19 protein-coding genes are annotated in these 23,864 nt (G+C 62.0%); 17 read left to right on the top strand and 2 right to left on the bottom strand.

Going from position 1 to position 23,864, the window contains the following annotated elements:
* The first annotated feature begins 13 nt into the window (after positions 1 to 13).
* From kce to NCR98_RS19170, 7 genes are read left to right on the top strand one after another with little or no spacing between them, the layout of a single operon-like run.
* Positions 14 to 946: a 3,5-dioxohexanoate:acetyl-CoA acetone transferase gene (gene kce, locus NCR98_RS19200; protein ID WP_250467488.1), complete on the top strand. Its 933-nt coding sequence runs from the start codon at positions 14 to 16 to the stop codon at positions 944 to 946.
* Between the two features lie 46 nt (positions 947 to 992).
* Complete coding sequence (locus NCR98_RS19195; RefSeq protein WP_284503887.1) at positions 993 to 1,739, top strand: N-acyl homoserine lactonase family protein; 747 nt, start codon at positions 993 to 995, stop codon at positions 1,737 to 1,739.
* Between the two features lie 52 nt (positions 1,740 to 1,791).
* On the top strand, positions 1,792 to 2,925 hold the full coding sequence (locus NCR98_RS19190) for a sugar ABC transporter substrate-binding protein (protein WP_244828735.1): 1,134 nt from the start codon (positions 1,792 to 1,794) through the stop codon (positions 2,923 to 2,925).
* A 30-nt stretch (positions 2,926 to 2,955) separates the two neighbouring features.
* Entirely contained in the window at positions 2,956 to 4,470 is a 1,515-nt protein-coding gene (locus NCR98_RS19185) for a sugar ABC transporter ATP-binding protein (RefSeq protein WP_250526983.1), read from the top strand.
* Between the two features lie 10 nt (positions 4,471 to 4,480).
* Positions 4,481 to 6,580 carry an ABC transporter permease subunit gene (locus NCR98_RS19180; protein WP_250467485.1) on the top strand — a complete coding sequence of 700 codons (2,100 nt, stop codon included), beginning with the start codon at positions 4,481 to 4,483 and terminating at the stop codon, positions 6,578 to 6,580.
* A gap of 36 nt (positions 6,581 to 6,616) precedes the next feature.
* Positions 6,617 to 7,558, top strand: coding sequence for a 3-hydroxyacyl-CoA dehydrogenase (locus NCR98_RS19175; protein WP_250493694.1), 942 nt, complete (start codon positions 6,617 to 6,619; stop codon positions 7,556 to 7,558).
* Between the two features lie 28 nt (positions 7,559 to 7,586).
* Positions 7,587 to 8,489, top strand: a complete 903-nt coding sequence (locus NCR98_RS19170; RefSeq protein WP_250467483.1) for an SMP-30/gluconolactonase/LRE family protein — start codon at positions 7,587 to 7,589, stop codon at positions 8,487 to 8,489.
* Positions 8,490 to 8,507: 18 nt separating this feature from the next.
* On the opposite strand, the gene NCR98_RS19165 is transcribed toward NCR98_RS19170, so the two are convergent.
* On the bottom strand, positions 8,508 to 9,293 hold the full coding sequence (locus tag NCR98_RS19165) for a DUF3658 domain-containing protein (RefSeq protein WP_250526982.1): 786 nt from the start codon (positions 9,291 to 9,293) through the stop codon (positions 8,508 to 8,510).
* Positions 9,294 to 9,566: 273 nt separating this feature from the next.
* On the opposite strand from NCR98_RS19165, the gene NCR98_RS19160 reads away from it, so the two are divergent.
* The 8 genes from NCR98_RS19160 to NCR98_RS19125 all read left to right on the top strand — a co-directional run bounded on the left by NCR98_RS19160 (position 9,567) and on the right by NCR98_RS19125 (position 20,031).
* Positions 9,567 to 9,959: a response regulator transcription factor gene (locus NCR98_RS19160; protein WP_250467481.1), complete on the top strand. Its 393-nt coding sequence runs from the start codon at positions 9,567 to 9,569 to the stop codon at positions 9,957 to 9,959.
* Positions 9,960 to 10,062: 103 nt separating this feature from the next.
* Positions 10,063 to 10,569, top strand: a complete 507-nt coding sequence (locus NCR98_RS19155) for a YMGG-like glycine zipper-containing protein (protein ID WP_250493692.1) — start codon at positions 10,063 to 10,065, stop codon at positions 10,567 to 10,569.
* A 105-nt stretch (positions 10,570 to 10,674) separates the two neighbouring features.
* Complete coding sequence (locus NCR98_RS19150; RefSeq protein ID WP_409014891.1) at positions 10,675 to 11,844, top strand: efflux RND transporter periplasmic adaptor subunit; 1,170 nt, start codon at positions 10,675 to 10,677, stop codon at positions 11,842 to 11,844.
* 12 nt (positions 11,845 to 11,856) lie between these two features.
* Positions 11,857 to 15,060, top strand: coding sequence for an efflux RND transporter permease subunit (locus tag NCR98_RS19145; protein WP_250526981.1), 3,204 nt, complete (start codon positions 11,857 to 11,859; stop codon positions 15,058 to 15,060).
* 19 nt (positions 15,061 to 15,079) lie between these two features.
* The gene (locus NCR98_RS19140) at positions 15,080 to 16,552 is read left to right on the top strand and encodes an efflux transporter outer membrane subunit (protein ID WP_250527084.1); all 1,473 of its coding nucleotides are present in this window, start codon (positions 15,080 to 15,082) and stop codon (positions 16,550 to 16,552) included.
* Positions 16,549 to 17,814, top strand: a complete 1,266-nt coding sequence (locus NCR98_RS19135) for a paraquat-inducible protein A (RefSeq protein WP_250526980.1) — start codon at positions 16,549 to 16,551, stop codon at positions 17,812 to 17,814. The genes NCR98_RS19140 and NCR98_RS19135 overlap by 4 nt, the downstream gene beginning before the upstream one ends.
* Positions 17,807 to 19,459 (top strand): PqiB family protein, encoded by a 1,653-nt coding sequence (locus NCR98_RS19130; protein WP_250493689.1) that lies wholly within the window; start codon positions 17,807 to 17,809, stop codon positions 19,457 to 19,459. The genes NCR98_RS19135 and NCR98_RS19130 overlap by 8 nt, the downstream gene beginning before the upstream one ends.
* A complete protein-coding gene (locus NCR98_RS19125; protein ID WP_250467476.1) occupies positions 19,456 to 20,031 on the top strand; it encodes a PqiC family protein in 576 nt (191 codons plus the stop codon). Before NCR98_RS19130 ends, NCR98_RS19125 begins: the two co-directional genes overlap by 4 nt.
* Before the next feature lie 8 nt (positions 20,032 to 20,039).
* Here the strand turns inward: NCR98_RS19125 and NCR98_RS19120 are convergent, their stop codons facing one another.
* Positions 20,040 to 20,420, bottom strand: coding sequence for a nuclear transport factor 2 family protein (locus NCR98_RS19120; protein ID WP_250526979.1), 381 nt, complete (start codon positions 20,418 to 20,420; stop codon positions 20,040 to 20,042).
* Between the two features lie 183 nt (positions 20,421 to 20,603).
* On the opposite strand from NCR98_RS19120, the gene NCR98_RS19115 reads away from it, so the two are divergent.
* Positions 20,604 to 23,018 (top strand): penicillin acylase family protein, encoded by a 2,415-nt coding sequence (locus NCR98_RS19115; protein ID WP_250526978.1) that lies wholly within the window; start codon positions 20,604 to 20,606, stop codon positions 23,016 to 23,018.
* 165 nt (positions 23,019 to 23,183) lie between these two features.
* Complete coding sequence (locus NCR98_RS19110; protein WP_250526977.1) at positions 23,184 to 23,543, top strand: DUF4148 domain-containing protein; 360 nt, start codon at positions 23,184 to 23,186, stop codon at positions 23,541 to 23,543.
* Positions 23,544 to 23,864 lie beyond the last annotated feature (321 nt).

Here is a 23,864-nt window from a genome sequence, read left to right as displayed (position 1 = left end):
CCAAGGAGACGACATGGCAACGAGACGCAAGGTCATCATCACGTGCGCGCCCACGGGCGCAATTCATACGCCGTCGATGTCGCCGTATCTTCCGGTCACGCCGCAAGAGATCGGCGATGCGGCGCTCGCCGCCGCCAAGGAAGGCGCCGCGATTCTGCATCTGCACGCACGCGATCCGAACGATGGTCATCCCACGCAAGACCCCGCCGTGTTCCAGGAATTTCTGCCGCGCATCAAGGCCGAAACGAACGCCGTCATCAATCTGACGACGGGCGGCAGTCCGCACATGACGGTGGCCGAGCGTCTGAAGCCCGCGCATCACTTCAAGCCCGAAGTGGCGTCGCTCAACATGGGTTCGATGAACTTCGGTCTCTACCCGATGCTGGACCGCTTCAAGGATCTGAAGCACGAGTGGGAGCGCAAGCATCTGGAGAACAGCCGCGATCTCGTGTTCAAGAACACGTTCGCGGATATCGAATACATCCTCACGTCGTGCGGTGCGAACGGCACGCGCTTCGAATACGAATGCTACGACATCTCGCATCTCTATAACCTCGCGCATTTCGTCGATCGCGGGCTCGCCAAGCCGCCTTTCTTCGTGCAAAGCGTGTTCGGTCTGCTCGGCGGTATCGGGCCGCATCCGGAAGACCTCGCGCACATGCGCCGTACCGCCGACCGTCTCTTCGGCAAGGACTATGTCTGGTCGATTCTCGGCGCGGGCCGTAACCAGATCACGCTCGGCTCCATTGGTCTCTCGCAAGGCTCGAACGTGCGCGTGGGCCTGGAAGATTCGTTGTGGATAGAACCGGGCAAGCTCGCCGAATCGAGCGCGGCGCAAGTGCGCAAGATTCGTCAGGTTATCGAAGGACTGTCGCTCGACATCGCCACGCCTGACGAAGCGCGTGAGATGCTGAAGCTGAAGGGCGCAAGCGAAACCAACTTCTGAGCCAGAGGGCATCGTGAACGACAGGGCAAAGCTGAAAGTAGTCGCGATGCCGACGGGCTGGCTGACCGTCGATCGCTCGTCGCAAGTGTATGGCCGCTATTTCGGCCAGCAGATCAAGGTGCCGGTGTGGTCCACGGCAATCGTCGGGGCCGGCAAGAAGATCGTCGTCGATACCGGCATTCATGATCCGGGCTGGGTTTCGAACTTCGTGTGTCCGTGCGAGCAGGCGCCCGAAGAGAAGCTCGAACGCGCGCTCAAGGAGTACGTGGGATGGAGCGCGGATGACGTCGATATCGTCATCAACACGCATCTGCATTACGACCACTCGGGCGGCAACACGCTCTTTCGCAACGCACGCTTCATCGTGCAGGCAAGCGAATGGGAATACGCGGGGCATCCATTGCCGACGCAGGCCACGTATTACCAGGAGTTTCTGATCGGCCGCGAGCCGCTGGCGTATTTTCGGTGGCAGTTCGTGCATGGCGTGGCCGACATCGTGCCGGGCGTGCGCGTGGTGCCGACGCCGGGACATACGCCGGGGCATCAGTCCGTCGCGGTGGACACCGAAGACGGCGTCGTGCTGATCGCGGGCGACTGTGCGAACTGCATGGAGAACATCGTGGATCTGGTGCCCGTTGGCATCGTGCATGAAACGCTGGCGGAGTTCAGCTCGCTTTCGCGGATTCGCCAGATCGCGGATTTCGTCATACCCGGACACGATCCCAACGTCGTGCCCGGCAGCGCGGGTATTGCACTGCCGGCGAGCGCTCGCTTGCCGCATGTTCCGAAGTAAAAGCGCGCAATAGCAGAAGCGGTAAAAACCATACGAAGACCCGGAGGAAGACATGAAAGCATTGACGCAGACAATTCGTCGTGCGAAACGCACGGCGTTCGGTTTGGCGCTCGCGACGACGCTCGGTATCGCGATGACAGGGCAGGCCGCAGCGGCGGACAAGTACAAGGTGTTTCTGTCGATGAGCTATGTCGGCAACGACTGGCAGACCGAAGCCGCGAACATGGTGAAGGCAATGGCCAACACGCCAGCGCTCAAGGACAAAGTCGATCTCGAAGTGCAGGTCGCGGGCACCGACGCACAGAAGCAGATTCAGCAGATCAACTCGATGGTGCAGGCAGGCGCGAAAGCCATCGTGATCTATCCGATCTCGCCGACGGCGCTCAATCGCGCGATCAAGAACGCGTGTTCCAAGGGCGTGGTGGTCGCGGCGTACGACGGCGAAGTGACCGAGCCGTGCGCGCATAACGTGACCATCGATCAGCATCAGGCAGGCACCGTCACCGCGGAATGGCTTGCGAAGACCATCAACGGCAAGGGCAATATCGTGGTCGTCAACGGCGTGCCGGGCACGTCGGTGGACCGCGCGCGCACCGAAGCGGCAAAGGCCGTGTTCGCGAAGTTCCCCGGCATCAAGATAGTCGCCGAAGGCACCGGCATGTGGAGCCAGGCGACGGCGCGCACGGAACTCTCGAAGATTCTCGCGACGAATAGCTGGGACAAGATCGACGGCCTGTGGATGCAGGTCGGCTGCTTCACGGCGGCGTCGATGCAGCTCGAAGCCGGTATCGCCGATGACAAGATCAAGCCGTGCGCGGGCGAATCGTCGAACGGGCATCGTGTGCAGATGCTGCCGCCGGGAACGGTCAAGGGCGAGGGCACGTATCGCTCGATCGGGTATCGCTCGATCTCGTATGGCGCGCCGCCGTACTCGGGCGCCATGGCGCTCAAGATGGCCGTGCAGAAGCTCGACGGCAAGGACTTTCCGCCGCGCGTGACGCTCAAGCTGCCGCTCGTGCTCACGCAGGATTCGAAGCTGTGCAAGACGGGCAGTATCGAGGAACTGAAGGCGGGCTGCACGGCCTTCATGCCGGACAAGGTGCCGCCGGGCTGGTTCGCCGACATCTATTCCGAAGACACGAAGGAAGTGGGCTTCAACGCGGCGCTCACCGGCAATCAGGACTGAACGACATCTAAAGGTTAAGGGAGGCAAGCGATGACATCCCTTGCGATCGACCTGTCGAACGTGACGAAGCGCTTCGGCGCCACTGTCGCGCTCGACGGGGCGTCGTTCTCCGTCAAACGCGGCGCGGTGCATGCGCTGCTCGGCGAGAACGGCGCGGGCAAGTCCACCACGGTGAAGCTGCTGTCGGGTCTCATGCAGCCCGACGCCGGCAGCATTCGCGTGATGGGTCGGGACGTGGCGATGAAAGGCCCGAAGGACGCGCATCGGGCGGGCGTGCAGACCGCGTTTCAGGAGATGACACTCGTGCGCGATCTCACCGTCGCGCAGAATCTGTTGATGTCGTACGAGCCGACCGGCTTTCTCGGGCGCATCAGGAAACGCGAAGCGCAACGCCAGGCGGCCGAATGGCTCGACAAGCTGGAACTGTCGGACGTGCGTCCCGGCGCTTATATACGCGACCTGTCGTTGCCGGTGCGGCAGAAGATCGAGATCGCCAAGGCCATCGTGCGCGCGCCGCAAGTGTTGCTGCTCGATGAACCGACGTCCGCGTTATCGGGCCGCGACGTGGCGTGGCTTTCGCGCCGTATCGACGAGATGAAGGCGCAGGGCGTGACCTTCGTGTTCATCTCGCACCGGATGCAGGAAGTGCGCGAGTTCTGCGACAGCCTCACGGTGTATCGGAATGGCAAGGACGTCGGTGCTTTCGATACCGCCGATATCTCCGATGACGAAGTCATTCGTCTCGTGATCGGCCGCTCGATGGAAGCGAAGTATCCGCCGAAGGTCACGCCGCCTGTGCTGACGGAGAACCACGGCGCGCCTGCAATCGAAGCACGCGGCATACGTGTCGATGGCGTCGTGAGCGACTTCGATCTCAAGCTGAAAGTGGGCGAAGTGCATGGCATCGCGGCGTTGCAGGGCATGGGCCAGCGCGAGATGTTCGAGGCGCTCTTCGGCGCGAGCTTCATCGACGATGGCGAGATTCGTATCGACGGCAAGCCGGTTACGTTGACGTCCACGGCGGATTCGCTCAAGGCCGGCGTCGCGACGAGCTTCCTGCCCGAAGACCGCAAGACCGAAGGCTTGTTCTTGCGCTTGCCGGGCGGCGAGAACGTATCGCTGCCGGTGATCGGACGCTACTCGCGTTTCGGCTTGATCGACCGCAAACGCGAACAGGCGGCCATACGTCGCTCGCTTGCGCAGATGGAAGTGAATCCGCGTGCGCTCTACAAGCCGTGTCTTTCTTTCTCGGGCGGCAATCAGCAAAAGATCGCGATGGCCAAATGGCTGCTCACGCAAAGCCGCGTGTGGCTCATGTTCGACCCGACGCGCGGTATCGACGTAGGCACCAAGCATCAAATATTCGTTTTGATGCGTGCGTTCGCGGCGGCGGGCGGCTCCGTGCTGTTCTATTCGACGGACGTGCCCGAACTCGTCAACGTGTGCGACTGCGTGTCGGTGATGTATCGCGGCCGCAATGCGGGCGAGCTCGAAGGCGAGGCGCTTACCGAAGAGAACGTGATGCGCAAGATGCTATCCAGTTGAGGAGTTGCATATGAAAATAGCCATAGCGTCGCCAGAAAGCGAGATCGTGAGGCCCGGCGCGCGCGTGGGAATCGGCGCGCGCATCGACCATCATCGCGGGCTCATCATCGCGATCGGTGCGTTGCTCGCCATGCTCATTGCGTGGGTCGCGCTATCCGCCACGCCGGTCGGCATGTACGACATCGGTTCGGTCATATCGAGCAGCACAACGCTCGCGCTCGCGGCCATCGGGCAGACCATCGTCGTGCTGTCGGGCGGGTTCGATTTGTCGGCGTCGGCGGTCGTGTCGCTGGCCAACGTGCTCGCGGTGCGCTTCGTGCAAGGCTCGCCCGTCGAGCAGTGGGCGGGCGTCGCGCTCATCATCGCCATAGGCGGCGGCATCGGCCTCGTCAACGGCGCGCTGATCGCGTGGTTCCGCTTGCAATCCATTGTCGTTACGCTCGCGACGATGTTCATGGTGCAAGGCGTCACGCTGCTCATCCAGAACAAGCCGGGCGGCAGCATCGGCGAACAATTCGGCGGCTTTCTCACGGCCGACCTGATTCCCGACAAGATACCGATGTCGGCTGTCCTGCTCGTCGTGGCTTTGCTCGTGTGGTCGTTCATCAAGCGCACGCGCTTTGGCGTCGGTCTCTATGCGCTTGGCAGCGACCCCGATGGCGCGTATGCCAACGGCATGCCGGTCACGCGTTATCGCATCGCGACCTATGCGCTCGCAGGCATGTTCTACGCGGCAGCGGGCCTATACGTGTCGGCGCAGACGGGCTCGGCCGATCCGCTCGTCGGCCGCCCGCTCCTGCTTTCCATGTTCACGGCGGTCGTGCTCGGCGGCACGTTGCTTGGTGGCGGTCGTGGCGGTTGCGTTGGAAGCGTGTTCGCCGCAATGACGCTGATGATCACGGTGAACATCCTGCTCGTCTTGAACGTATCGGCGTTCTTCACGACGATTGCCGAAGCCGTGATCCTGATTCTCGCGGTGCTCGGTTCTTCCATCGGCAAGCAGTCGGCGGCGCACGAGTGCGCGCGGCAGGCTTCGCAATGGCTCAAGGCTGTGCGAACGGGCACGCGTGCACGCGATGACGGCCATGCGCGGCACGTGGCGTTCGAAGTCGGCGATTATCGTCCCATTGAGAACAAGGAGTTGAAGGGCCGCGCGATCCCGGACTGGATCGAGCGCAATCGCGAATGGGTCAAGTACGTGATTCCCGCGTACCTGCTGTTCTTCGGCGTGGTCGTCATCACGGGCTTCGTCTATGGTCCGGGCGTGCTGATCAGCGCGAACTTCTATAGCAGCCTGCTCACGCTGACCTTGTTTCTCGCGGTCCTCGGTCTCGGTCAAGGCGCGGTCATTCTCACCGGCGGTCTCGATCTGTCGATGCCGTGGCTCATCACGCTATCGGGCGTACTGTTGACGGGTCTCACGCATGGCTTGAACGGCGCCGCGGTCTGGGCGGTGCCGGTCGTGCTCGGCGTGGGCCTGCTCGTGGGCATCTTCAACGGCGTGGGCGTCGTCATGCTCGGCTTGCCGCCGATTGTCGTGACGCTGGCGGCGAACGGCCTGCTGCAAGGTCTCACGCTCATCTATTGCAATGGCTCGCCGCAAGGCTGGACGCCGTCCGTGATCAGCGAGTTCGTCAATGCTCGTCTCGGTCCGCTGTCGCTAGCCGCCTGGAGCGTGCCGCTGTTTCTCGCGATTGCCTTGTTGCTGTTGCATCGGACGCCGTTCGGCAGGCGCGTCTATGCGGTCGGCAATTCGCCGATTGCCGCGCGTCTTTCCGGCGTGCGCGTCGGCTCCACGTTGATCGCGGTGTATTGTCTTTCGGGTCTGTGTTCCGCGCTCGTCGGCTTGCTGCTCGCGGGCTTCAGTTCGCAGGCGTTTCTCGGCATGGGCGATCCTTATCTCTTGCCTTCCATTGCCGTGGTCGTGGTCGGCGGCGCGCTCATCACGGGCGGACGCGGTCACTATCTCGGCGTGTTCGGCGGAGCGCTTCTGCTTACCGCGCTCGGCACTTTGCTCGCGGGCACGACGGTGCCGCCAGCGGTCCGCGACATCATCAATGGCCTCGTCGTTCTGGCCGCGGTGATCACGTTGCGCGACAAGCGAGGTTGACGAGCCGCTCATAAAAAACCGGAGGAGACACAAGAAATGAACCCAAGGCAAATAGCGATCATCGGTACAGGACGCATCGGCAGGGCGTGGGCCATCGTGTTTGCGCGCGCGGGCTTCAGCGTGAATCTGCATGATGCGTCGAAGGACATGCTGAACGGCGCGATCGCTTCGATACGGGAAAGCGTGGACGACCTCGCGTCGTTCAAGCTGACCGACGAGTCGACCGATGCCATCGTCGCGCGCATCAAGACTTGCGAGTCGCTCGAGGAAGCCGTGTCCGACGCGGCTCTCGTGCAGGAGAACATCGCGGAGATGGTCGAACCCAAGCGCGAACTATTCGCGCAACTCGACCGCCTGACTCATCCCAATGCCCTGCTTGCCAGTTCGACCTCGGGCCTGCCTGCATCGACCTTTACGCAAGGCTTGAAGGGCGGCGCGCGCTGCCTCGTCGCGCATCCGGTGAATCCGCCTTCGCTCGTGCCGCTCGTCGAGCTATGCGGCGCGCCGTGGACCGCGCCCGAAGCGATCGAACGAGCGCGCGCCATCTACGAAGCGGCGGGACAGAAGCCCGTGACCGTGAATCGTGAAATTTCGGGCTTCCTGCTCAACCGCCTGCAAGGCGCGGTGCTCGACGAAGCGCTCAGTCTCTATGCGCAGGGTTACGCCACGGCGGCCGACCTCGATACGGTCATGCGCGATGGTCTCGCCATGCGCTGGTCGTTCATGGGTCCGTTCGAAACGATCGATCTGAACGCGCCAGGCGGCGTCGCGGATTACGCGGCGCGCTATGGCGGCACGTATCGCAACATCACGGCGACGCGCGTGCCTTTCGACTGGCCCGAAGAGATTTTGACTAAGCTCGACGCCGAACGCCGCGCCGTTCTGCCGCGCGATCAGATCGAAAACCGCAGTAGCTGGCGCGATCGCAGGCTGATGGCGTTGATCGCTCACCGCCTCGCGGACAAGGACAAGGCGTAGCCACGCCACAACCAGGAAGGAGACGACGATGCCCGAAACCCGCTTGCTGGTCGATGCCAACAATCATCTGGGTGAAGGACCGCTTTGGGACGTGAAGGAGGAGAAGCTCTACTGGATCGACAGTACCGCCGCCGAAATCTATAGCTGCCGCGCCGATGGCAGCGAGGTCGAACGCTACTTCGTGCCGCGTCATATCGGTTCCATGGCGCTGCGTGAACAAGGCGGCGCGGTGGTCGCGCTCGCGAACGGGCTGCATTTCTACGATTTCGACTCGCAGACGGTGCAGTTCATAGGCGACCCGGAAAGCGACGATCCCGAAACGCGCTTCAACGACGGCAAGGTGGATCGGCAAGGGCGGTTCATTGCGGGCACCATGTCTTACGACTTCGATCGCTACTTTGCGGATCGCGGCCAGCGTTCCACCAAAAGCGGCGGACTTTATCGGCTCGATACGGACGGCAAGATCGCGCATCTGGACAGCGGCATCAGTTGTTCGAACGGTCCATGCTGGAGCCCGGACAACCGCACTTTCTACTTCACCGACACGTATAGCAAGGAGATGTACGCGTACGACTACGACATCGAAACGGGCGCCATATCGAACAAGCGGCTGTTTGCTTCCGCGCGCGACATGGCCGGCACATTCGATGGCGCGACGGTCGATTCCGAAGGCTACGTATGGTCCGCGCTGGTGTTCGGCGGGCGCATCCTGCGCTTCGCGCCCGATGGCTCGCTCGACCGTGTCGTGCCGTTTCCGGTTCGCAATCTGACGAGCGTGATGTTCGGCGGCCCGAATCTCGACATTCTTTACGTCACGACGATGGGCCGCCCGATGTGGGGCATTCCGCAGAAAGAGCGCGACAAGGGTGGTCTTTTCGCGGTGACGGGACTCGGCGTGACAGGCCTTCCAGAGCCGCGTTTTGCGGGGTGAGATTCGAACGCCCGACGCTTAACTCTTTACGATCCACACCGAGTCGAGATCGTGGGCGTCGCCTTCCGTTACCGTCAACTTGCCTGCCTTGATGAGGCGGGCAAAGCGCCACTTGCAGAAGAGATCGCTGCGTCCCGAACGATGCATAGCCGCGCCAAGCATCTCGCTGCTTGCGAGCTTGGCCGGGGCGCCCGACGCGAGCGCGATGAAGTCCGCGTCGTAATGATCGATGGGATGCGAAGCGAGCTTGCCGTCTTCCCACACCCGCACGGCCTCGCCATCTTCCTTGAGCGCGGCCCATTCGTTTGCGAATTGCGCGCGCAGGCCGGCGCTTGCGGGCTTGCGTGCCGCGACGAGCGCGGCGGCCGCGCCGACATCCAGCGCCAGCGCTTGTCCCTTGGGAATCGCGCGAGCCACGGCGCGCAGGCTCGCATCGATTTCGCTCACGGGCACGTCCGCGTCGCGCAGCCACCAGTGCGCGCGTCGACGCAGCGCTTGTTCCACATCGCCTGCCTCGGCCCAGATCACTACCTCGGACGCCTGAGTCGTCAGGTCGGCGAGGCGCCGGTTCATGTCGCGTAACTCGCCATACCAGTCCATCGACGCTTCGTCTTGCGGATCGAAGCCGCCGCACGCGTAGAGCGCCTTCATGAAGCCGACGCGCGCATCAGGCGAGCCGGTGTCGACATCGACGAGCGGGCCGATCGAGCCATCGTCGAGGATATCGATGACGGGATCGCGCAACGCCGTGCGCAACATGGCCGCGGCCGAGCCGCCCTGACATAGGTGATGGATGGTTTTCATCGGATTCTCCTCTTCAACGACATACCTTCAACGACACATCGCCGACCCCTCCGGCGCGTGAAGCCGCAGACTATAGCGGAATTCGTATCTCGAATTTAGCGGTCGGTCCCGGTTTTCTTCCCGGACCGGGTCCCCGCTTTATTCCTCACCGCGCTCATGGGACTAAAGTCCAATACCGGTTCTAGAGCCGCGCGCCTATTCTCCAGCGAGAAATCAAGAGCCGGGGCGTGGACACAGCGCCTCGTGGTGCTGCCGAACTTCACGCCTGATCCAATGAGCGATGCGACGCCAACCGTGGCCGTGGTCGATGACGACGAATCGGTCTGCCGGGCACTCAAGCGGCTGCTGCGTGCGGCCGGCATGGCGTCGGCGAGCTTCGGCACGGGCGACGCGTTGCTCGCCGCACTCGACGAAAACGACGCCGCATGGCGGCCCGACTGCATCGTGCTCGACGTGCAGATGCCAGGCATCAACGGGCTGGAAGTGCAACGGCGTCTGGCGGGCACCGACATGCCGATCGTCTTCGTCACGGCTCACGACGATCCCGCCGTGCGCGATACGGCGCTCGCCGCGGGAGCCGCGGCCTATCTGCATAAACCATTCGACGACGAAGTGTTCATCGGCGCGGTGCGCGCGGCCATTGCACGCGTGCGCGAGGCGCCATGACGTCCTTCCCGGCACCGCATAAAACGACGACACATGGAACGAGGGCCGGTTGCGTGACGCAGACGGTCAGGCATCGACGAAAACACTGAGAGGGAGTACCGAAATGAACAGCACGTTTCAAACCGCGCGGAGCCGGCGCGTGCGCCTGTCATCGAGCTTGGCGCTCATGCTTGCGACCGCGGTAACGCTCGAAGCAGCCGCGCAGCAGGCGATCTATTACCCCGCGCGCGGTCAAAGCCAGAGCCAGCAGGGCAATGACGTATCGCAATGCCAGCAATGGGCGAAGCAGAACACCGGTATCGATCCGATGGCACTCGCGCAGCAGGCTAACCAGCCACCGCCAACGCAGCAACAGGGCGGACGCGTGCGTGGCGCGGCGGGCGGGGCGGCAGCGGGCGCCGCGATGGGTGCGATAGCCGGTGACGCGGGCAAGGGCGCGGCAGCGGGTGCGGCGGGCGGTGCAGTAATGGGCGGGGTGCATCAACGGCAGCAGCGGCGTGCGGCCGCGTCGCAGCAGCAGGCCAATCAGCAACAGGTCTCGCAGGAGATGACGACCTTCAACCGGGCCGTGTCCGCCTGCATGACGGGACGCGGCTACACCGTGCAATAGACTCGAGCCACGCGAGCGGAGACACTTATGCCGACTTCACCTTTGCGGATCTTCAAAGCCCCCGCTCCGGCTTCGTCGGCGTTCGTGCGCTGGCGGCGCGCGGGCATGCGCTTCGTCGGCGTCTCGTTGATGTTCGCCATCGCGGCATGCGAGAAGCAAGCGAGCGCGCCCAAGCCCGCCGCGCCCGAAGTCACCGTGATGACCGTCGAAGGCCGCGACACACCCGTCACGTTCGAATTCGTCGCGCAGACGCAGAGCTCGCGCGAAGTGGAGATCCGCGCACGCGTGGAAGGCTTCCTCGAAAAGCGCCTCTACACCGAAGGCGCGCTGGTGAAAGCAGGGCAGGTGATGTTTCAGATGGATCGCAAGCCGTTCGAGGCTTCGCTGCAAACCGCGCGCGGCCAGCTCGCGCAACAGCAGGCGCGGCTCACCGTGACCAAGGCGAATCTCGCGCGGGTGCGTCCGCTCGAAGCGCTGAACGCCGTCAGCAAGAAGGATCTCGACGACGCCATCGGCAACGAGAAATCCGCACAGGCTTCGGTGATCGCCGCGCAAGGCGAAGTACAGAACGCCGAACTCAATCTGGGCTATACCACCATCAAGAGTCCGCTCACCGGCTTGTCGAGCTATGCGCGCATGCAGGAAGGCAGCTATCTCTCGGCAGGCAATTCGAGCCTGCTGACTTCGGTCGCGCAACTCGATCCCATGTGGATCAACTTCAGTCTCTCGGAAAACGAGGTCTTGAGCTATCGCGATCAGATCGCGAAAGGACGCCTGACCGCGCCCGCGGACAAGCGTTATATCGTCGAAGTCATTCTCGCCGATGGCTCGCGCTATCCGGATACCGGCCCGGTCGATTTCTTCGCGCCTTCGTATAACAAGGACACGGGCACGTTCCTCGTGCGCGCGGTGCTGCCGAACAAGGCCGGGCAGTTGCGCCCCGGCCAGTTCGTGCGCGCGCTGGTGCATGGCCTCACGCGGCCGAACGCCATTCTCGTGCCGCAACGCGCCGTGTTGCAGGGCGCGAAAAGCCACTACGTATGGTTGCTCGACAAGGACGGCAAGACGCCGCGCGAGCAAGTGGTGGAGGTGGGCGACTGGCTCGGCGACAACTGGTTCATATCGGATGGTCTGCGCGCGGGCGACCGCGTGATCGTCGATGGCGCGATACGCGTGTCCGCGGGCGCGCCCGTCAACGTGAAGGGCGATGCCGCGCCCGTTGCGCCGCCAGGCGAAGCGACCATCAAGGTCGAGCCAGCCCAACAGGCGAAGTGAGCGAAGGCCGCCATGAAATTCTCTCACTTCTTCATCGACCGGCCGATCTTCGCGATGGTCGTGTCGATCGTCATCACGCTCGCGGGCGTCATTGCCATGCTCGCATTGCCGATCGCGCAGTATCCGGACATCACGCCCGCGCAGGTCACGGTGACGGCTCAGTATCCCGGCGCAAGCGCGGATGTCGTCACCAACAACGTGGCCGCGCCGATCGAGCAGCAGGTGAACGGCGCGGACAACATGATCTACATGAACTCGTCGAGCTCATCGACGGGACAAATGACGCTCAACGTGTTTTTCGATATCGGCACCAACCCGCAACTCGCGCAAGTGGACGTGCAGAATCGCGTGAACCTTGCGTTGCCGCAGTTGCCGCAATCGGTGCAGGCGCAAGGGGTGCAGGTACAGAAGAAGTCGTCGGCGTTCATGATGGTGATCGCCATCTATTCTCCGAGCAACCGCTACGACGCGACGTATATCGCCAACTACGCGAACATCTACGTGCTCGATGCACTGAAGCGCATTCCCGGCGCCAATCAGGCGAGCATCTTCGGCTTTCCGGATTACGCGATGCGCATCTGGCTCAAGCCCGAACGCATGGCACAGCTCGGCGTGACGCCTTCTCAAGTGCAGAGCGCGGTGTCCAATCAGAACCAGCAGTTTGCGGTGGGCAGTATCGGACAATCGCCGACGGGCACGCCCGTGCAGCAGTCGTTCGCCGTCACCACCACGGGACGGCTCGCCACGCCTGCCGAGTTCGAGAACATCATCATTCGCGCGCAGAACGGAGGCGCCGCTATCGTGCGCTTGAAAGACGTGGCGCGCGTCGAACTCGGACAGAAAGATTACTCGATCCGCAGCCGCTTTCAGGGCGAGCCCGCAACGGTGATCGCCGTGTATCAGCAGCCGGGCGCGAACGCGCTCGATGTATCGAAGCAAGTGCGCGCCACGCTCGAACAGATGAAGAAGTCATTTCCGGAAGGGATCGACTATCGCGTTTCGATGGATACCACCGAGTTCACGCGCGCTTCGATCGCCGATGTGATCCACACCTTCTTCGAAGCACTCGTGCTCGTGGTTATCGTCGTGTATCTGTTCCTGCAGAGCATACGCGCGACGCTCATTCCGGTGCTGGCGGTGCCGGTGTCGATCGTCGGCACGTTCGTGGGCATGTCGCTGCTCGGCTTTTCCATCAACATGCTCACGTTGTTCGGGATGGTGCTGGCGATAGGGATCGTGGTGGACGATGCCATCGTCGTGATCGAGAACGTCGAGCGCAACATGACGGTCTTCAAGCTGCCGCCGAAAGAAGCCGCGAAGCGCGCAATGGACGAAGTCTCTGGACCGGTCGTCGCTATCGTGCTCGTGCTGTGCGCGGTGTTCGTGCCCGTGGCGTTTCTCGGTGGCATCACCGGGCAGTTGTACAAGCAGTTCGCCATCACGATCGCCATATCCGTGGTGTTCTCCGGGATCGTTGCGTTGACCTTGTCGCCCGCGCTCGCGGCGCTGTTGCTCAAGCCCGAGCATGGCAAAAAGGCGCGCTTTTTCGTGTGGTTCGACAACGGCTTCGCGAAGATGACGCGCGGTTATTCGCGCTCGGTGGCGTTCGTCATCAAGCGCTCGGTCCTCATGTTGCTGATCTTCGCGGGCATGATCGGCCTTTCGATCTGGATGGTGAAGTCGATACCCACGAGCTTCTTGCCGCCCGAGGACCAGGGGTATCTGCTCGGCGCGGTGATCATGCCCGATGCCGCGAGCCTCGACCGCACCGGAGAAGTCTCGGAACGCGTAACCGATTACTTCATGAAGCAGCCAGGCGTGGACAGTATCACCACGGTGGATGGCTTCAGCCTGCTCGACAGTCAGACGAAGAACAACGCGGGTACGTTCTTCGTCGGCTTCAAGAGTTTCGATGAGCGCTATTCGTCCGCGAACATTCGCACACAAAATGCGCGCGCCGTGCTGCTCGGCGCGTACAAGAATTTGTCCACGGTGAGTCAGGGTATCGTGCTGCCCGTCAATCCGCCTTCCATTCCGGGCCTTGGCACGACGGGCGGTTTGGAGATGTGGATACAAAGCAAGGGCGATGCGGGCAGCGCGCAGATATCGGCCAGGGTGCAGGATTATCTGGCGAAAGCGAAGCAACGGCCCGAATTGCAGGGCGTGACGTCCACGTTCAACGCCAACGCGCAACAGCTTCAAGTCGAAGTGGATCGTGCCAAGTCCGAAACGCTCGGCGTTCCGGTGCAGGATGTCTACAGCGCGATGCAGACCATGTTCGGATCGCTCTACGTCTCGCAGTTCAACAAGGACAGCCGTCTGTGGCAAGTGATCCTGCAGGCGGAATCGTCGGAGCGTCGCACGCCCGAGGACTTGAATCGCATCTTCGTGCGCGGCAGTTCAGGCGAAATGGTGCCGTTGAAATCCGTGGTCACGTACAAGTACGTGACCGGTCCCGATCTGATCACGCGCTTCAACAATTTTCCCGCAGTGAAGATCACGGCCAACGCCGCGCCCGGTTACAGCACGGGGCAGGCCATGGCCGCGCTGCAGGACATTGCGACGAGCACGTTGCCGCAGGACTACGGCATTGCGTGGAGCGGTCAGGCATACGAGGAACAGAGCTCAGGCAGTTCATCGGCGATGGTGTTCGTCTTCGGCCTCGTCATGGTGTTCCTGATTCTCGCCGCGCAATACGAGAAGTGGTCGTTGCCGATGGGCGTCTTGCTCGCCGTGCCCTTCGCCTTGTTCGGCGCACTGCTCGCCATTCTGCTTCGCGGGCTCGACAACAACGTGTACTTTCAGATCGGCCTCACCATGCTCGTTGCGCTCGCGGCGAAGAACGCCATTCTGATCTTCGAGTTCGCGGTGCTCAACCGCGAAGCGGGCAAGTCCATCTACGAGTCCGCGATGACCGCCGCATCCGAGCGCCTGCGCCCGATCGTGATGACATCGCTCGCGTTCATTCTCGGCTGCGTGCCGCTTGCGATTGCGACGGGGGCATCGGCGAATAGCAGGCATTCCATCGGCACGGGTGTGATCGGCGGGATGCTGGGCGCCACACTCATCGCCGTGTTCTTCATCCCGATGTTCTATTACGTCATCGAGACCATGAGCGCCAGGTTCGGGTCGAAGAAGAAAGGCGAAGGTAAGGGCGAACCGGGTTCATCGCCCGCGGCGGACCATGACGGGCCCGCGACGCATGGAGGCGAATGACATGCGCTCAAACATAGCCATGAAACCGTCATCGCGTGTGATCGTGCTGATCGTGTCGTCGATGCTCGGCGGTTGTCTGCTCGGGCCGGATTACGAGCGTCCCGCCATCGAAACGCCCGATAGCTTTCGCTTCGCCGCACAGCAATCGAACGAGATCGCCAACACGGCATGGTGGGAGCAATTTCAGGACCCCGCGTTGAATCAGTTGATCGCCATTGCGTTGCAGGAGAACAAGGATGTGAAGATCGCGGCGGCGCGCGTCGATGAATTCCTCGGGCAATTTCAAGTCACGCGTTCGCAGCTGTTTCCGCAAGTGGGATTGGGCGCGAATGCCGAGCGCGAGCGCTTACCCATCGGGTCCGCGCAATTGCCGCCGGGCGTAGGCACGGTCATCAATCAGTATCAGCTCGCGTTGAATGCTTCGTGGGAAATAGACGTGTTCGGGCGCTTGCGGCGTCAGACGGAAAGCGCACGCGCTAGTCTGCTTGCAAGTGAGGAAGGCCGCCGAGCGACTATTTTGTCGTTGGTGGCTTCGGTGGCATCGACCTACATCACGCTCGTTTCGCTCGACCGGCAACTCGATATTGCGCGAGCCACGGTCAAGAGCCGGCAGGAGTCCGTGATCGTGTTCGGCCTGCGCTTTCAATACGGCGAAGTCTCGCAGATGGAACTGGCGCAGTCGCAGTCGGAGTATCAGGCCGCGCTTGCGACGATTCCGCAACTCGAACAGCAGATCGCCACGCAAGAAAACGCGTTGTCCATTCTGCTGGGCCGTAATCCGCAAGGCATCGCACGCGACCGCGAACTCGACGATCTGGCCACGCCGCAAGTCCCAGAAGGTCTGCCCTCGGAGTTGCTCACGCGGCGGCCGGATCTGCGTCAGGCGGAGCAGAACCTGATCGCGGCGAATGCGCAGATTGGCGCGGCGCGGGCGCTGTATTTTCCGTCGATATCGCTCACGGGCCTCTTCGGCACTGCAAGCACGCAATTCTCGCAACTCTTCACGGGAGCGGCGCGCGTGTGGTCGTTCGCGGGTGCCGTGACGCAGCCCATCTTCACGGGCGGAGCGATCAGCGGACAAGTAAAGGCGGCGGAGGCGCAGCAGCAACAAGCGCTTTTCTCCTATGAAAAAGCGATTCAAGTGGCGTTTCAGGATGTCGACGACAGTCTCATCACGCTAACCAAGAGCCGCGAAGCACGCGATGTGCAGGGCCGTCAGGTCGATGCCTTGCGTACCTATGCCAATCTCGCGCGGCTGCGTTACGAGGGTGGCTACACGAGCTATATCGAAGTGCTTGATGCGGAACGCAGCCTCTTCCAGTCGCAGTTGAGCTATACGCAGACGCAGGCCGCCGCGCTCAATGCCATGGTTTCGCTCTACAAGGCGATGGGCGGCGGCTGGGTCGCGGAAGCCGAGCAACGCACGGCAGTGGTCTACGACACGCGCGGCGCGGTGGTCAAACGCGATGCGAAGGACGAGCCATCGCCATGAACGCGCGCGCCAACATGCGTTTGATCGCCTGTCACGAATGCGATCTCCTGCAACATGAAACCGTGCTGCAAAGAGGCGGCGTCGCGCGCTGTGCACGTTGCGGCGCGCCGCTGTATCGCAATCGTCCCGATGGACTGAATCGCGCGCTTGCCTGCACGCTCGCCGCCCTCACGATGTTCTGCATCGCCAATGCGTTTCCTATCGTGGGACTCGAAGTGAGCGGCACGGTGGTTCAAACCACCCTGCTCGGCGCGGTGCGTGTGCTTTACGCCGATGGCATGTGGCCCATCGCGGGGCTCGTGCTCGCGACCACGTTCATCATGCCGCTTGCCGAGATGTGCGCCATGGCGTGGCTGCTCGTTCCACTGAGCAGGGGTTACGCGCCGCGTGCCGGACGTGCCGCCTTTCGCGCGTTGCATACGGTGCGGCCGTGGGGCATGACCGAGGTGCTGATCCTCGGCTTTCTCGTGGCGCTCGTGAAACTTGCGCATATCGCGAGTGTCGTGCCTGGCCTTGCGCTCTTTGCATTCGGCGGCGTCATGCTGCTGATCTCGGGCGCTTCGGCATCGTTCGATCCGCGCGAGGCATGGGCATTGATCTACAAAAGCAGCCTCGCCGATGCCCCTGCTTATCGCGGCCACGCGCGCACCGCGAAACAAGCGGGCTTCTTCGTCTGTCACGATTGCGCGCTCGTGTCCAAGGCGCCGCCGCATGCGCACGACGGAAACTGTCCGCGTTGTCATGCACGGCTGCACTTTCGCAAGCCCGACAGCATCGAGCGAACGTGGGCGCTGCTGATCGCCGCGATGGTGCTCTACGTTCCCGCCAACGTGCTGCCCGTGATGGATACGAGTTCGCTCTTCGGCGCGCAGAAGGACACCATCATGAGCGGTGTCGCGTATCTGTGGACTTCGGGTTCATGGCCGCTCGCGGTGCTGGTGTTCATCGCGAGCATTGCCGTGCCCATGCTCAAGATACTCGCGCTGCTCATGCTCGTCGTCAGCACGCAGATGCGCTCGCGCTGGCTGCCCGCGCGGCGCACGAAGATCTATCGCATCGTCGAGTTCGTCGGTCGCTGGTCGATGCTCGATATTTATGTGATCACCGTGCTCGTCGCGCTCGTGCAGTTTAATGCGCTGGCGACGATACGCGCGGGCGCCGCCGCCATTGCTTTCGGTGGAGTCGTCGTGCTGACGATGTTCGCGGCAATGGCATTCGACCCGCGTCTCATCTGGGACGCCGCGGACCAAGGACATGGCTGAACCTCCCGACATCAAGCGAGCGCCTCCGGATGAATTTCCCGAAGCCTTGCCCGCCCGCCGCCCGCGCTTCGGCATTTCGCTGATCTGGCTCGTGCCGCTCATCGCGGTGCTTATCGGCGGATGGCTCGCGGTGCAGGCCATCCTCGAGAAGGGTCCGACGATCACCATTACTTTCAACACGGGCGAGGGGCTCGAAGCGGGCAAGACCAAGCTCAAGTACAAGAACGTGGATATCGGCACGGTCAAGAGCGTGGTGCTCGCGCCGGATCACAAGCGCGTGATCGCATCGGCGGAAATGGCGAAGGATGCGGAACACATGCTCGTCGACGACACACGCTTCTGGGTCGTGCGCCCGCGCATTTCAGGCGGCACGGTGTCGGGCCTCGGCACGTTGATCGGAGGCGCGTTCATCGGCGTGGATGTGGGCGTGAAGAGCGCGAAGCGTCACGACTATACCGGGCTCGAATCGCCGCCTGTCATCACGGCGGACGTGCCGGGGCGCGAGTTCGTGTTGAAGAGCCCGACCATGGGTTCGCTCGATGCCGGTGCACCGATCTACTTCAGGCGTCTCCAGGTGGGACAGGTGACCGCCTATGAGCTCGATGCGGACGGCATGGGCGTGACCATCCACATCTTCGTCAACGCCCCTTACGACAAGTACGTCAAGCTCGATACGCGCTTCTGGCAAGCGAGCGGCGTGGACGTCAAGCTCGATTCGACCGGTGTGAAGATGGACACCGAATCGCTCGTCGCGATACTCGTGGGCGGGCTCGCATTCGAAACGCCGGCGCCCTTGAAAGAGCTTGCCGATAGCTCGGATCATCAGGATCTGGCGGAAGCGCCTGCGAGCAGCGTGTTCCAGCTCTTCGGAACACGCCCCGAAGCAATGAAGCGGCATGATCGTATCGTCGATACCTACGTGTTCAATTTCAAGGAATCGGTGCGCGGTCTGTCGGTCGGCGCGGAAGTGGATTTTCGCGGTATCGTGCTCGGCGAAGTGACGGCGATCAATACTCAATACGATCCAGTGCGGCGGGAATTCAGCATCCCCGTACGCGTGAACTTCTATCCGGAACGCTTCACCATGCGCATACGGGCAGGCGACAAGACGGGACGTCTCGTGCCCGACCGGCATCAGCTCTTGCAATACATGGTCGAGCACGGCTTTCGCGGGCAATTGCGTACCGGTAGCATCCTGACGGGGCAGCGCTATATCGCGGTCGATTTCTTCCCGAACACGCCGAAAGAAAAGATGGACACAAGCGGCGATCCGCCGGAAATTCCGACCGTGCCGGGCGGCTTGCAGTCATTGCAGGACTCCGTGCAGGCACTCGTGGCGAAGTTCAACAAGATTCCGATCGAAGGGATCAGCAACGACCTGCGCGATACGCTCAAACAGGCGCAGGTGCTTATCAAAACGCTCGACACCGACGTCGCGCCACAAGCGAAAGCAACGCTCGCGGCTGCACGCGATGCGCTCGGCGCGACGAGCCGCGCGTTGCAGAGCGACTCGCCGTTGCAGACCAGCACCGCCGAAACCATGCGTGAGTTGTCGCGCACGGCCGCTGCATTCCGCAATCTCGCGGAGTATCTCGAACAGCATCCGGAAGCGATTCTGCGCGGCAAGCCGGAGGATAAAAGGTGATATACCGTTTCTTCGTTCCAGCGCTCATCGTCATGGTCGGCGCGTGTGGTGCATCGCCCAAGGCCGCGTTCTATACGTTAAGTCCCGAAGCCACACTGCAACCTGCCGCGAATGTCAGGCCCGTTCGCGTGACCGTGGGGCCCGTGACGGTTCCCGACCTTGTCGACAAGCCGCAAATGATCACGCGAACCATGCCGAACGAAGTGACCGTGAACGAGTACGCGCGCTGGGGCGAGCCGTTGAAAGAGAATATCGCGCGTACGTTGGCGGCGGATTTGTCGCGCGTGCTTGGCGTGGATAATGTGTCGATTTATCCGCCGAGTGCGGATATCAAGACCTATCAGCTACGCGTCGATGTGATGCATTTCGAATCCGTCATCGACGATTCCGTCACGCTCGATGCACTCTGGAGCCTTCGCGCCCCCGATGGTGTATCGCATTTCGACGGGCACACGCTCGTGCACGAAAACACGAAAGGCGATGGTTTCGCCGCCATCGCCGCGGCGCATAGCCGCGCGCTCGCGCAGATGAGCCGGCAGATCGCGGCCGCGCTCGGCGAGATGCGGCAATGAAGAAGGAATCATGCCGTAATTGAATCGCCTTCGGGCGCCTCGTGCGGCAGCGTCCAGCCGAAGAATACCTGCGCGTCGTGCAGCTTGCCGGCTCGTATCGAGAGAATCTCCGAGTTGCGAAAGGCCTTGCCGTCGAGCATGCGCGCATCGTACGTGACGAACACATGTTCGCCGTCCTGCCTCATGTGAACGAAGTCGAAGGTGGCGATTGCGTTCGCGTTCGGCCAGCAACGCGCGAAGTAAGTCGCGCGGTCGAGACGGTTATCGCGAGGACTCGTGAAATGGAAGTCTTTCGCGATGAGCGCTTCGATAGCGGCACGATCCTTCCTCACATACGCTTCATAAACACGTCGCGCGACTTCAACCGGGTCGAGAGTTTCGTCGGGCATGAGTTTCTCCTTTGCGATAGGCTTCGGGTTGCGTGCGCGATTCATCGTCACGTCTCATACGACGTTCGAGCGATCGCGGAATCGACGTATGGTCACGCGTCGTGCGCAAAATCCAACAATAGCTTCGCATGAGACTTGAGTCGGAGGCGTGTGTTCCGGCTCTTGTCGACAGGAGACGGTTACATGCCAGCAAGACGCCTTATTTCCGCGCTGCTCAGCGCTGCATTGCTCGCCTCACTTCCCATTCAATCCGCCCTCGCGGACGATACCCCCACCGAAACGATCACCGTGGCAGGACTTTCCGAGCCTTCGGACATCCTGGTGGATCGCTGGGGCGTGCCGCATATCTACGCGGCCAACGACAGCGACGCGTTCTTCGTGCAAGGCTTCAACGCCGCGCGCGATCGTCTGTTCCAGATCGATCTATGGCGTCGTCGCGGGCTTGGCGAACTCGCCGAAGTCTTCGGGCCCGCGTATGTCGAGCAAGACAAGGCCACGCGGCTCTTTCTCTATCGCGGCGACATGGAGACCGAATGGAAGCGCTATGGACCCGATGCCAAGCCGGCCGCGACGCGCTTTGCAGCAGGCGTCAACGCGTATATCGACTGGCTTGCCGAGCACCCGGACCGCATGCCTTATGAGTTTCGCAAAGTCGGTTACTGGCCCGCGAAGTGGGGCGCGGACGATGTCGTGCGTATCCGCAGTCATGGCCTGACGCGTAATTTGACGAGCGAAGTGGCGCGTGCGCGCGTCGCATGCAAGAGTTCGCTCGATGCCGATTCGGTGCGCTTCGGTTTGCAGCCACAGTGGAAGCCGCAGATGCCCGCGGGTCTCGATCCATGCCTGCCCGACGATGTTCTCAAGGTCTTCACGCTCGCGACGCAAGGCGTGCGCGTGACGAAGGAATCGCTCAAGAGCGCGGATGCCTCGACTTCGATGATTGCCGCTGCCGACAATCCCGAGGAAGTCACCGAGGGCAGCAACAACTGGGTGGTTGCGCCGGGCAAATCGGCGACGGGCCGCGCGATCATGGCGAACGATCCGCATCGCGCTTATGCCGCGCCGAGCCTGCGCTATATCCAGCAGATCAGCACGCCGACGCTCGATATCATCGGTGGCGGCGAGCCTTCCTCGCCGGGCATATCCATTGGTCATAACGGGTCCATTGCGTACGGTCTCACGATCTTCAACATCGATCAGGAAGATCTCTACGTCTACGAGTTGAACCCCGCCGATGCGCGGCAGTACCGCTACAAAGGTGCATGGGAGCCGATGCATGTCGTGCACGAGACGATCAACGTACGCGGCGCGGCGCCCGTCAAAGCGGACCTACTGTTCACGCGTCATGGTCCCGTCATCTACACGGAAGACAGCAAGCATCGCGCATTCGCCGTGCGTACCGCATGGCTCTCGCCGGGTATGTCGCCTTACTTCGATTCCATGCGCTACATGCGCGCGAAGAACTATGCGCAGTTCAAGTCGTCGCTTGCGACCTGGGGCGCGCCCACGGTGAATCAGGTCTATGCGGACACGCAAGGCAACATTGCTTGGGTGCCGAGCGGCCTTGCGCCTGTTCGTCCGAACTGGGATGGCCTCATGCCCGTTCCCGGCGATGGCCGCTATGAATGGTCCGGGTTCTGGCCGCGCGACGCAATGCCTTCGGTCTATAACCCGTCGCAAGGGTACTTCACCACGTCGAATGAAATGAATCTGCCAGCGGGCTATCCCTATGCCGAACGCAAGCTCGGATTCGAATGGACCAACGGCTCGCGGCATCAGCGTATCGACGAAGTGTTGAAGTCGCTGGACAAGGTATCGATCGAAGATTCCGAGCGCTTGCAAAACGATGATGTGTCGATACCCGCACGTCGTCTCGTCGCGTTGTTGCAGCCTCTTTCCAGCGACGATGCCGACACGCGCGCGGCGCTCGGCATGCTCAAGGGCTGGGATGCGCATATGCGCGCCGATTCGGCACAGGCCGCGCTCGAAGAGGTCTGGCTCTCGCGGCATCTCGGCCGCGCATTCAAGCAAGCTGTCTTGCCGAAGGACGCGGCGGCTTCATTCGGTGCGCCGGACACGGCCGTGATGCTCGACTCGCTCGAACATCCGGCCGCGCGTTTCGGTGACAACGCTGAAGCGAAACGCGATGCCGTGTTGCTGTCGAGCCTGCGCGACGCTTATGCGGAGATGTCGCGCTTGCAAGGCAACGACGCCACGCGCTGGCAGTGGGGCGGGCTTCAAACCAATCTCAACGCGCATCCACTGGCCGATGCCGTCGATGCCGACACGCGCGCAAAGCTCAACGTCGGGCCCATGGGTAAGGGCGGCAGTGCTTATACGCCGAATCAATCGACGTATCGCGCAAGCGATTTCCGCGAGACCAATGGACCATCGTTTCGCGTGATCGTCGATGTCGGCAATTGGGATGCATCGCGCGCGGTGAATCTGCCGGGCGAATCGGGCGATCCGGATAGCCCGCATTACCGCGATCTCGCGCAGATGTGGCTCGATGGCGAGTACTTCCCGCTGCTCTATTCGCGTAAGGCCGTCGAGGCCGCGACCGAGAAGCGCGTGCACCTTGTTCCAGAGACGCGTTGATCGCGCTTGAGTTTTCTAGCAGGACGATGGGAATAGATTCCGGCATGGGCGGGTTTACGAATTGAAGCCTCAGCGCTCGAAGATTCAAGAGAGTCGAGCGTGTTCGATGAGGTTGCTGGGTCGTCATCGATCCAGCCAAACCCTTTCTTGCCGGAGTCTTGCATCATGAACATCATCGCCAAAGTTGTCGTGTCGCTCGTCGTTGTCGCTGCGCCTGCGCTTTCCTTTGCTCAAGGGTCGAGCGAACCGCTCACGCGCGCGCAGGTGAAAGCCGAGCTCGTGCAGATCGAGCAAGCGGGTTATTCAGTCGGGTCGGGCGACAGTACGAACTATCCGGCCGACATTCAGGCTGCGGAAGCAAAGGTCGCCGCGCAGCAGAACACCAATGAAACGAATGAGGCATACGGCGGCATGCATGAGAGCGGCGCGGCGTCAGGGACTGTGCATCGTGGGGCTGCGTCGTCGTCATCGTCGAATGCTTGTGTCGGCCCTGCGGACTTTTGCGTTCCGTTCTTTGGAAGTTAACTTTCTAAGCCGACCAGCCATGCACTTTGCTTTCGTCTTTCGAATAACTTGCTAAAGGCTGCAAACATCGCTTAGTGGCTGCCCGAAAATTATTTTCGAAAAGGGGGTTGCCATGCTGTCTTTCGCCAGTCATAATTCGCCTCCCGTTGAATGACGGCGCGCAAGAAAGCGAGCAGACAAGCGAAGCGATCAAAGCGCAATGCTCTTTAAAAACTAACAGCCGATAAGTGTGGGCACTTGATGGCGCGAGCGGTTCTGACCTTTCGGGGTTGGGACGTTTAGCGAAAGTTATCAAGTCTCACACAGTATTAGAGGAAGGTT

It is taken from the genome of Caballeronia sp. GAWG2-1 (assembly GCF_023631405.1).
GTDB lineage: Bacteria > Pseudomonadota > Gammaproteobacteria > Burkholderiales > Burkholderiaceae > Caballeronia.
Note: the sequence above shows the minus strand (reverse complement) of the source record. Positions and strands in the feature narration are given on the sequence as shown.

Coding starts and splice junctions, on each gene's coding strand:
- NCR98_RS19190 (WP_244828735.1), top strand. CDS start 1,792: ATGAAAGCATTGACGCAGACAATTCGTCGTGCGAAACGCACGGCGTTC.
- NCR98_RS19120 (WP_250526979.1), bottom strand. CDS start 20,420: ATGCCCGACGAAACTCTCGACCCGGTTGAAGTCGCGCGACGTGTTTAT.
- NCR98_RS19135 (WP_250526980.1), top strand. CDS start 16,549: ATGAACGCGCGCGCCAACATGCGTTTGATCGCCTGTCACGAATGCGAT.
- NCR98_RS19170 (WP_250467483.1), top strand. CDS start 7,587: ATGCCCGAAACCCGCTTGCTGGTCGATGCCAACAATCATCTGGGTGAA.
- NCR98_RS19110 (WP_250526977.1), top strand. CDS start 23,184: ATGAACATCATCGCCAAAGTTGTCGTGTCGCTCGTCGTTGTCGCTGCG.
- NCR98_RS19140 (WP_250527084.1), top strand. CDS start 15,080: ATGAAACCGTCATCGCGTGTGATCGTGCTGATCGTGTCGTCGATGCTC.
- NCR98_RS19150 (WP_409014891.1), top strand. CDS start 10,675: ATGCGCTTCGTCGGCGTCTCGTTGATGTTCGCCATCGCGGCATGCGAG.
- NCR98_RS19130 (WP_250493689.1), top strand. CDS start 17,807: ATGGCTGAACCTCCCGACATCAAGCGAGCGCCTCCGGATGAATTTCCC.
- NCR98_RS19160 (WP_250467481.1), top strand. CDS start 9,567: ATGAGCGATGCGACGCCAACCGTGGCCGTGGTCGATGACGACGAATCG.
- NCR98_RS19115 (WP_250526978.1), top strand. CDS start 20,604: ATGCCAGCAAGACGCCTTATTTCCGCGCTGCTCAGCGCTGCATTGCTC.
- NCR98_RS19145 (WP_250526981.1), top strand. CDS start 11,857: ATGAAATTCTCTCACTTCTTCATCGACCGGCCGATCTTCGCGATGGTC.
- NCR98_RS19165 (WP_250526982.1), bottom strand. CDS start 9,293: ATGAAAACCATCCATCACCTATGTCAGGGCGGCTCGGCCGCGGCCATG.
- NCR98_RS19155 (WP_250493692.1), top strand. CDS start 10,063: ATGAACAGCACGTTTCAAACCGCGCGGAGCCGGCGCGTGCGCCTGTCA.
- kce (WP_250467488.1), top strand. CDS start 14: ATGGCAACGAGACGCAAGGTCATCATCACGTGCGCGCCCACGGGCGCA.
- NCR98_RS19180 (WP_250467485.1), top strand. CDS start 4,481: ATGAAAATAGCCATAGCGTCGCCAGAAAGCGAGATCGTGAGGCCCGGC.
- NCR98_RS19195 (WP_284503887.1), top strand. CDS start 993: ATGCCGACGGGCTGGCTGACCGTCGATCGCTCGTCGCAAGTGTATGGC.
- NCR98_RS19185 (WP_250526983.1), top strand. CDS start 2,956: ATGACATCCCTTGCGATCGACCTGTCGAACGTGACGAAGCGCTTCGGC.
- NCR98_RS19175 (WP_250493694.1), top strand. CDS start 6,617: ATGAACCCAAGGCAAATAGCGATCATCGGTACAGGACGCATCGGCAGG.